At 46.9% G+C, this 8,687-nt stretch carries 5 protein-coding genes; 1 reads left to right on the top strand and 4 read right to left on the bottom strand.

Going from position 1 to position 8,687, the window contains the following annotated elements; translation table 11 throughout:
* The first annotated feature begins 203 nt into the window (after positions 1–203).
* A complete protein-coding gene (locus GX419_07920) occupies positions 204–1,010 on the top strand; it encodes an RNA methyltransferase (protein NLI24613.1) in 807 nt (268 codons plus the stop codon).
* A 149-nt stretch (positions 1,011–1,159) separates the two neighbouring features.
* Here GX419_07920 and GX419_07915 read toward each other — a convergent pair whose 3' ends face one another.
* The 4 genes from GX419_07915 to GX419_07900 all read right to left on the bottom strand — a co-directional run bounded on the left by GX419_07915 (position 1,160) and on the right by GX419_07900 (position 8,590).
* Complete coding sequence (locus GX419_07915; protein ID NLI24612.1) at positions 1,160–3,436, bottom strand: family 20 glycosylhydrolase; 2,277 nt, start codon at positions 3,434–3,436, stop codon at positions 1,160–1,162.
* A gap of 25 nt (positions 3,437–3,461) precedes the next feature.
* The gene (locus tag GX419_07910; GenBank protein NLI24611.1) at positions 3,462–4,100 is read right to left on the bottom strand and encodes a DUF3267 domain-containing protein; all 639 of its coding nucleotides are present in this window, start codon (positions 4,098–4,100) and stop codon (positions 3,462–3,464) included.
* Between the two features lie 4 nt (positions 4,101–4,104).
* Entirely contained in the window at positions 4,105–6,879 is a 2,775-nt protein-coding gene (locus GX419_07905; protein NLI24610.1) for a DUF5110 domain-containing protein, read from the bottom strand.
* Between the two features lie 118 nt (positions 6,880–6,997).
* Positions 6,998–8,590 carry a glycoside hydrolase family 43 protein gene (locus tag GX419_07900; GenBank protein NLI24609.1) on the bottom strand — a complete coding sequence of 531 codons (1,593 nt, stop codon included), beginning with the start codon at positions 8,588–8,590 and terminating at the stop codon, positions 6,998–7,000.
* Positions 8,591–8,687 lie beyond the last annotated feature (97 nt).

The raw sequence follows: 8,687 nt of genomic DNA, 5'->3' as shown, positions 1-8,687 counted from the left end.
TAATGAAAATTAAGGTAAATTTTTGTTATAAATGCAGTGAAAATCAATGTTTTTGACGAACGTTTCAGAAAATATTTCAACATTGAATTTCTGATTATGAAGACTGAAAAATCGTTGAGATAAAATATGACGTTTGTGGAAAATTGCATGCAGTATTATAGGTATATACCGAATCATGTATTTTTACAAATATTTATCATGGTATGAAAATCACAGGCCGGATTACCAGCACAAGAAATCAGAAGATACTGGATATTCTTCAGCTGGAAAAGCGCAGGGAAAGGGAGCAACAGGGTTTGTTCCTGGTAGAAGGATATAAGGAAGCCCGTATGGCTTTTCAGGCTGGTTATATAGTACGAAGCATATTTTACTGCCCTGGCATTCTTCCGTCACGGAAAATAGAAGAACTGGTTCAGACTGCAGGTTATACAGACGACATTTACGAAGTGACCCCGGAAGTATATGCCCGGATTGCCTACCGGGAAAATTCTGAAGGGATTTGCCTGGTGGCTGAAACCCGTTTTGTATCGCTCCCACAGTTGCTTCTTCCCGACAATCCGTTGCTGGTAGTGCTTGAATCGGTAGAAAAGCCCGGCAATATCGGCGCCATTCTCCGAACCTCAGATGCAGCCGGCGTACACGCTGTTATTGTTTGCGATCCCCGCACCGACATTTACAATCCTAATGTTGTCAGGGCCAGCCGGGGGTGTTTGTTTACCGTACCTGTGGTGGTTTGCACCAGCGAAGAGGCTCTGGCATACCTCCGTGAGAAAGCGATCCATACCTTTGCTGCCGCTCTGCCAGCCGGAAAATATTACCACCAGGCCGATTTTACAAAACCTTCAGCTGTTATCATGGGCACCGAATCGGAAGGATTAAGCAATTTCTGGCTCCGGAAGGCTGACGAACTTATTAAAATTCCCATGACAGGGCAGGCAGATTCGCTAAATGTCAGTATTTCGGCGGCCATTATTATATATGAAGCCATGCGGCAGAGAGGGTTCCGCTGAAACCTGCCTGCCACACCCCGGATTGCAAAAGCCTCCGGAAAAAACCAAACACAAATCAGCCGGATGGCGTTCCTGGCCAACCGGCTGATATATAATAAATTAACAGATCAGTACTGTAATGCAATTTCCTGCACAGCCTGCAAAGAAGGTTAGTATGAAAGGAATTCTTTCCCGACGGGTTTATAGTCCTGCTCCCCTTCTTTCTTCCATTGCAGGCTGAGTCCATTCCATGCTGAAGGCCAACCGCCGATGGTGTTGTTCAGGAATACAATTTTCAGGGCATGCTTTCCTTTCTCCAGGGCGATGGAACTATCGTGCCGGCTGAATCGTTTCACTTCGCCGTCGTTATTGACCAGCAACCGGCCGGCAATCCAAACCTGGTCGTTATCGGAGGAGAAATAGTATACTCCTGTTTCCGGCACTTCAATGTATCCCGTAATTACGGCAGCAGAAGGCTTTTCCCGGTTAAACCGCACTGACAGATTCTGAATGATCTGTTCTTTCCAATTCTTTGCATTTTCCAGATCACTTATACGGATAAAATTTCCTTCGGTTGATTTCATGCGAAGACCCGGGCGGGATGCAACCTGCAAGGCACCTGCGGGCGTCTGTTTTTCCGCCGTTATCGTCCGCACACTGCTCATTTTGCCAGACGGGAGGACAGAACGAATCTTCAGCACGGTGTTTTCCCTTACAGTGAGTGGTTCCGTATATTCCTGAGAAGTTTCCGAAGGATCACTACCATCGGTAGTATAAACCATTTTAACAGGCCGTGAACTGGAAAATGACAGGGTAACTGAATCAGTAAATGCAACAAATTCAGGAGGTCCTTCCGGCAGAGGAATATGATAATTGATTCCGCGGGCATCGAGACGAGGGAACTGGTTATTCATCCGGGACAGAAAATCGGCGAAGTTGCGGCTTTCTTTGGGGCTCCAGTTCACTTCGGCCAGGGCAATAATGCGCGGATACGCCATGTATTCGACCTTTTCAGGCGTATACATATATTCCGTCCATATATTTCCCTGGCATCCGAGAATAAAATGGTGCTTATCTGCAGGAAGCTTTTCAGGCAGAGGATCATAGTTATAGGATTCTTCCAGGGTAGTATACCCGCCGATGGCCACAGGTTCCACCTTCGGGCTTCCCTGGTAGTGATCAAGGTAAACCCAATCACCGGGGGTCATTACCACATCATGCCCCTGCATGGCGGCATCAATACCTCCTTCCTCTCCTCTCCATGACATGACGGTAGCAGAAGGAGCAAGACCTCCTTCCAGGATTTCGTCCCATCCGATCATTTTCTTTCCAAGGCTGAGCAGAATTTTTTCAATCCGTTTGATAAAATAGCTTTGCAGTTCCGCTTCATCCTTCAGACCTTCCTGCCGTATGCGTTCCTGACAACGGGGACAATTTTTCCAGCGGTTTTTGGGGCATTCGTCACCGCCGATATGAATGTATTCGGATGGGAAGAGAGCAGCTACTTCAGTGAGCACATCGGTGATAAATCCGAACGTTTCTTCCCGGCCGGCACAAAACACATTTTCCTCCACACCCCAGAAATTCCGCACTTTAAAAGGGCCGCCCGTGCAGGATAGCTGAGGATATGCGGCAAGAGCAGCCAGAGCATGACCCGGCATTTCAATCTCGGGAATTACCCGTATAAAACGTTCCTGAGCATACTTCACCACCTTGCGGATATCATCCTGAGTATAATACCCTCCGTATTCAAAACCTTCTCCTTCGGTTCTTCTGGAACCGATTTGGGTAAGCAGGGGGTATTTTTTGATTTCAATACGCCATCCCTGATCTTCGGTAAGGTGCCAGTGGAAGGTGTTGAGTTTATACATAGCCATCACATCCAGCTGTTTCAGGATAAATTCCACCGGAAAGAAATGGCGGCATACATCGAGGTGCATACCCCTGTAACTGAAACGGGGATAATCTTTCACTGTAACGCAGGGAATGCGTATCATACCCTTTTGAATTCCGGGAGAGCCGGCAGAAGGAGGCATTAGCTGAAGAAGGGTCTGAAAAGCATAAAAGGCCCCCTGAGCGGTTCTGGCATTGATGGTAATCCGTTTCCGGGCCACCTTCATTTCGTAGCCTTCGGGATGAAAGGTGAGCGTGGAATCAACGTTCACAATAATTCTCGGGCCCCGCACTTTTTTTTCAGCAATGCCCAGAGGAGAACCGAGCAATTCCTTGATTTTTCCATTAAGATAATTCACCGCCATGCGGGAATTGGTATCTGCCGCATTTTGTAAAACAATCCGGACGGCTGAATCAAGCCGGAAATGGCCGGCATGCACTTTCAGATCAACCGGTTTTGGTACTATTCCCACAGCAGAAGGCTCCCTGTCGCAACTGCTCATAAGAACAGCCAAGGGAAACAAAGCAAGACAGAACATCAGAACTTTGTGCATACGCTTCATAATTTTACCTGGTTAGTTAATCAACATTTGTAATTTTTTCAAAGAAAAATGTTTTTTGTTCAGAAAAGTCGTCATAATTAACGGTTTCCGACGGATTGTTCCGGCTCAAAAAACCCAGCAGGGCAAAATCACCGATGCAACCTGTTGCATGGAAAAACAAAGCAGACCAAACGGCGTATTTCCAAACCCCGGGCATGACAAACAACAGGATGATCAGACCGACATTGATCAGGACAAAAGGTGTAAGTGCAAGGAAAACAAATTCCCTGAAATTCAGCACAAATTTGTCAGCAACTGCATATACCATCAGTTTTTCCCACCTGGGTATGATGCGGACTTTTCTGGCTCCCAGAAGAAAGAATGCAAGTGCATGGAGCATTTCATGCAAAGGTACCAGCAGGATAAGAAAAAGAGGGATACCCGCCATAAAAACCAGCAGGGCACAGAAAAAGGAGAAAGGTGCCACTCTGAAATCCCTGCTGATTGTCAAGAGGAAAAACACGACAAGAGCTAAATTGAAGCCATAAAAAAATTGCATGGCAAAGTTATTGGGCCGCAGTTGGCCTGCAATAAAGCTGAGGATATCCTCATGCTGTATTTCCAGAATCTTACGGTATCTGGTTTCATCCCACAGTTCTCGGTAATTCAGCTGCATGGAATCAGAAAGATAGAACCATCCGTTTACCGTTATACGTAACTGTTGTGTCGGGGCGGGTCATTTGATTGTAGCCGCAGGGATGGTCAGGTGAGACCAGATGGACTTCGATGGTTCTCTGCCCGGGCATTCCGTCGAATGTTCCGCTTCGGTCGCCTATTTCAAGGGTTTTGCCCTTTTCATTCCAGCGGAACGGTATCAGGCTGAATTCTCCCTGTTCATACTTGTAGGTAAGTCCGTCATCTTCGTACAGCACAAAAGTTCCGTCAGCACCCGTATACACCATCAGCTGTAAAGGATCAGAAGGTTTTTCGCCCGTATATTGCTTTTCAGGTCCCAGCGGCAGGATGGCGCCTGCACGTGCAAAAACAGGAATAATATCGAGGGGTGCAGGGACCTGTATGCTCATACCTCCCTTGAAAAATATTCCTGTCCAGAAATCATACCAGCCGGACCATTCCGGGAGATACAGGGATTTTGAGTAGGTTTGATATTGTGTTACAGGGCTAACCAGCAGAGCCGGACCAAACATATACTGATCATCGATATTCAGGGCTGTTTTATCGTTTGTAAAATCCATGGCCAGTGGCCGCATCATGGTATAGCCATTTCGGGAGACATCGGCGGCAACCGAATAATTATAGGGGAATAAGCGGTAGCGAAGTTTGTTCATAGCCAGCTGAACATCATACCATGGATCGCCGGGGTTTCCGAAAAACCATATTTCGCGGGGGGTACTGGTACCATGCACCCTGAATACCGGGCAGAACACTCCAAACTGGTACCATCGGGTGAATAATTCTTTGTATTCCGGATTGGCATTTCCTCCCGGGTAATCCACCATAAAACCACCGATATCCGTTGTCCAGTAGGGAATTCCTGAGACCGAAAAACTCAGTCCGGCCGGAATCTGCGCCCGGAACGTTTCCCAGCGGCCTACAATATCGCCCGACCAGGAGGTGGCAGCATAACGCTGCTGCCCGGCAAAAGCGGAGCGGCTCAAAATACAAACCCTCTGATCGGGAGCAGTCTTTCGCTGGTTTTCGTAAATTCCCCTGCACGTAAAAAGCGGGTAAGCGTTCAGATACTCCCAACCTGAACCGAAATAGTTGGGGTGCATCCGCTCCGCCATATTTTCAGGGGGAATATTTTCTCCCACTTCCGGTTCCGTGGCATCGAGCCACCAGGCGTCAATGCCCGCATCAAACAGATTTCGTTTGATTTGTTCCCAGTATATTTTGCGGGCTTCGGGATTGTATGCATCATAATAGGCAAAAAGATTTCCCAGAAAATCCCTTGACTGATGAACAATGTTGTATGGATAAAGAAATCCCTTTTCATTCAATTCCTGGTAATTTTTTGTGGTGGGATAGAATTTGGCCCAAACGCTGATCATGATGCGGGCATTCATGGCATGCAAGCTATCGGTCATTCCTCGGGGATCAGGATAGCGGGTGCTGTCAAACTCATGGGATCCCCACTGGTCGTCTTTCCAGTAACGCCAGTCCTGAACAATAACATCAAGAGGAACTTTGCGCTTTCTGAATTCATTCACAGTGGCAAGAACTTCCTCCTGTGTTTTGTACCTTTCCCGGCATTGCCAGAAGCCGTATGCCCAGCGGGGCATCATGGGGGCATCCCCCGTAAGTTTCCGGTAACCGGCTATCACCTCATCCATTGAAGGTCCGTAGATAAAGTAATAGTCAATACCTTTCCCTGCCTGGGACCAGAAAGACAGGGTATCGTCGCGCATGGAAGGAGTTCGCCACGCAAGATCCATTGTTTCGGAAGCACTGCTTCTTCCCCACTCCATTTTTACAGTATAAGCCACCCCTTTTTCAAGCGTCAGCCTGGTATAGTCTGTTGCCTTCAGAAAAGCACTCCAGTAATCGCGAACCAGCTTTCCGTTCAGCCAGAAACGAAATTCCTGCTGTCCGGTATTTTCAAACTGGTATTCGCCTGTTTCAGGCACGGTAAGAGTTCCCTCGAGCCGCATGCTCATGATATTGTCCTTTCCGGCCTCAGGAAGATCAAATGGCCTGACAGGCTGTTTGCTTTTTATTGGCGAAGGAATTTTGCAGTACCTGTCAGTAAAATAGGTTGCGGTAAGTCCGCCCGTTTTACCGTATTTGTCGGCCCAGCACTCCGATGGTATCCGGGGTGACGGTTCGAGGGAGCCAAAGCGGGTCCATGAATAATTATCCCATAACAATCCGTATCCGTTGGTTGATACCACCACCGGAACAAATATTTCCCGGTTATGCTGAAACAGGCTCAATACCTTTCCGCGCAGATTCAGCGTCCGGTCCTGGTGCTGACCCAGTCCGTAAATAGCTTCATCGGGCGAAAGCTCAAACTGCTGACGTACAGCCCATGTTGAATCGTCCGGCAGTTGAATGCGTGAGAATGATTTTCCGCCTCCGTTCTTTTCAGCAAGTAGCACTTTGCCTTCCCTGTCAAGGAAAGTGACAGCAAGAGTTTTTTTATTGATTTTCACCTGAAGATTCTGGGTTGTAAGACTGACAGCAAGAGTGTCTTCTGCTACTTCCCATGATCCTTCTGTCTCAAAATTCTCTGTCACAACAAGGCTTTCCTTACGGGGAATGTCTGTTCCGGGAGAAGCAAAAACACGGATTATTCCGGGTTTCATTACCTGAACTATCAGCGAGTTCTTACCGTTGGTTACGATAATACCCCGGCTGGTCTTTTCATAGGAGCGTGGGCTGCATGCTATAACTGCCATAGCAAGAGCAAAGATAACAACTGCAGATTTTTTCATAGGTATAAGGTTAATATCTGGTAATTTTTTATATCCCTTTTTCAAATTGAAAAGCTTTTCCATCTTTTCCCATGGTAAATGCCAATCCATAAGCCTTCTGTCCATCCTGCAAAGAAAATCATTTATCACCGGGCACATATTCAAACGCATCGAAGTATGCAGGTACTGAAGATGGTTTTCCTTTTCCTGTTGCGTATAGTCCGATGAACACACCGGTAAATCCCCCAGCAACTTCTGAAGAAAGGAAACGGGTATCTCCTGTTCCGATTATGGTGAATTTCTTACCGTCTGATGAAAAGCTAAATGTATAACTTTCGGGAGAAGCAGTTATGCGCAACCAGGCTACACTGCCCGAATAAGGCATTCTGCTGACCTCATAGGAATACGATCCTAATCTGTGATTCAGAACAATATACTTTTTCCGGTCTTCTTTCATTTCGGCACAAAGCCTGTAATGGAACCGGTTATTCATAAATGCTGTAATTCCTGCTTCTTCACCATTCCGTTTGGGTTCAAAATCCATTTTTGCGGTGGCAGTGAAGGAAAAATGTTGCTGTCTGATACCAATAAATGCAGGCGAAGCAACCGAGTCGAGCGTAAAGCGGTTTCCTTTCAAACAGAGCCATCCGTCTCGTTCGGTAAGGGAATAGCAGGAGTAATCAGGATTACGAAGATAATTCCACTCCAACGAAAGGCTCTTATTGTTGAAATCATCCATAAAAGCATTGTTCTTTTCAGGTGTTTGTTTCAGGGTTTTTACTTTCATTTCAGGCAATACAGTTCCGTTGATCCCTGCCACGGGCCAGCCATACTCATCCCAGACCACCGGCGCCAGAAAAGTTTCCCTGCCCAGGTGGTGCCAGTTTCCCTGAACAGGCCTGAAAGCAAGAAAGACTATCCACCACGATCCGTCGTGTGCCTGAATCAGGTCGGCATGTCCTGTCCCCTGGATCGGAATGGACTGTCCATTGGCATTGCGATGGGTTAGTATAGGATTCCGCGGACAGGGCTCAAAAGGTCCCCAGGGTGATTTGCTTCGCGCAATGGTTTCCATATGGCCGTATTCGGTACCCCCTTCTGCAATCATGAGATAATACCAACCATTGATTTTATAGAGATGGGGACCTTCAGGATATCTGCCTCCTGTTCCTTTCCAAATAAGCCGGACAGGGGAAAGTTTTTTTCCGGTGGAGGGATCGATTTCAAACTGGTATATACCTTGTTCACTCCCGTCCCACGGAGTATTGCCTGTGTAATAGACTTTCCCGTCATCATCAAAAAACAGGGAAGGATCTATTCCTGACTGGTCAATCCAAACGGGATCAGACCAGGGGCCTCGCGGATCACTGGCAGTTACAATAAAATTACCCCCTCCGCTTACGTTGGTTGTTATCATATAAAACGTCCCCATATGGTAGCGCAATGTCGGGGCATAAATACCCGCTGAAGGAGGAGCTTTTTCCAGATTGAGCTGATTTTTTTGTGTAAGGCAGTAGCCAATCAGATCCCAGTGAACAAGATCACGACTATGAAATACAGGAACACCAGGAAAAAATTCAAAACTACTGGTAACCAGATAATAATTGCTATCCACCCTGCATACACTCGGATCGGGATGAAAACCCGGAATGACGGGGTTGTGGTACACATCCTGAGCAGTAAGGATAAAGGGAATGACAGCAAAAAGCAAACTGTAAAAAAGAGATTTCATTGGCAGAACATTGTTTTTGTTCTTTCTTATTCCTGACCTGCCGCAATTACAAACTCCTCATTGAGGCCGTAATCGAGCTGATCATATTGATTGCCGG

Source organism: Bacteroidales bacterium, assembly GCA_012517825.1.
Taxonomy (GTDB): domain Bacteria; phylum Bacteroidota; class Bacteroidia; order Bacteroidales; family JAAYUG01; genus JAAYUG01.
This window is presented reverse-complemented; position numbering and strand designations above follow the sequence as displayed.

Coding starts and splice junctions, on each gene's coding strand:
- GX419_07900 (NLI24609.1), bottom strand. CDS start 8,590: ATGAAATCTCTTTTTTACAGTTTGCTTTTTGCTGTCATTCCCTTTATC.
- GX419_07910 (NLI24611.1), bottom strand. CDS start 4,100: ATGCAGCTGAATTACCGAGAACTGTGGGATGAAACCAGATACCGTAAG.
- GX419_07915 (NLI24612.1), bottom strand. CDS start 3,436: ATGCACAAAGTTCTGATGTTCTGTCTTGCTTTGTTTCCCTTGGCTGTT.
- GX419_07920 (NLI24613.1), top strand. CDS start 204: ATGAAAATCACAGGCCGGATTACCAGCACAAGAAATCAGAAGATACTG.
- GX419_07905 (NLI24610.1), bottom strand. CDS start 6,879: ATGAAAAAATCTGCAGTTGTTATCTTTGCTCTTGCTATGGCAGTTATA.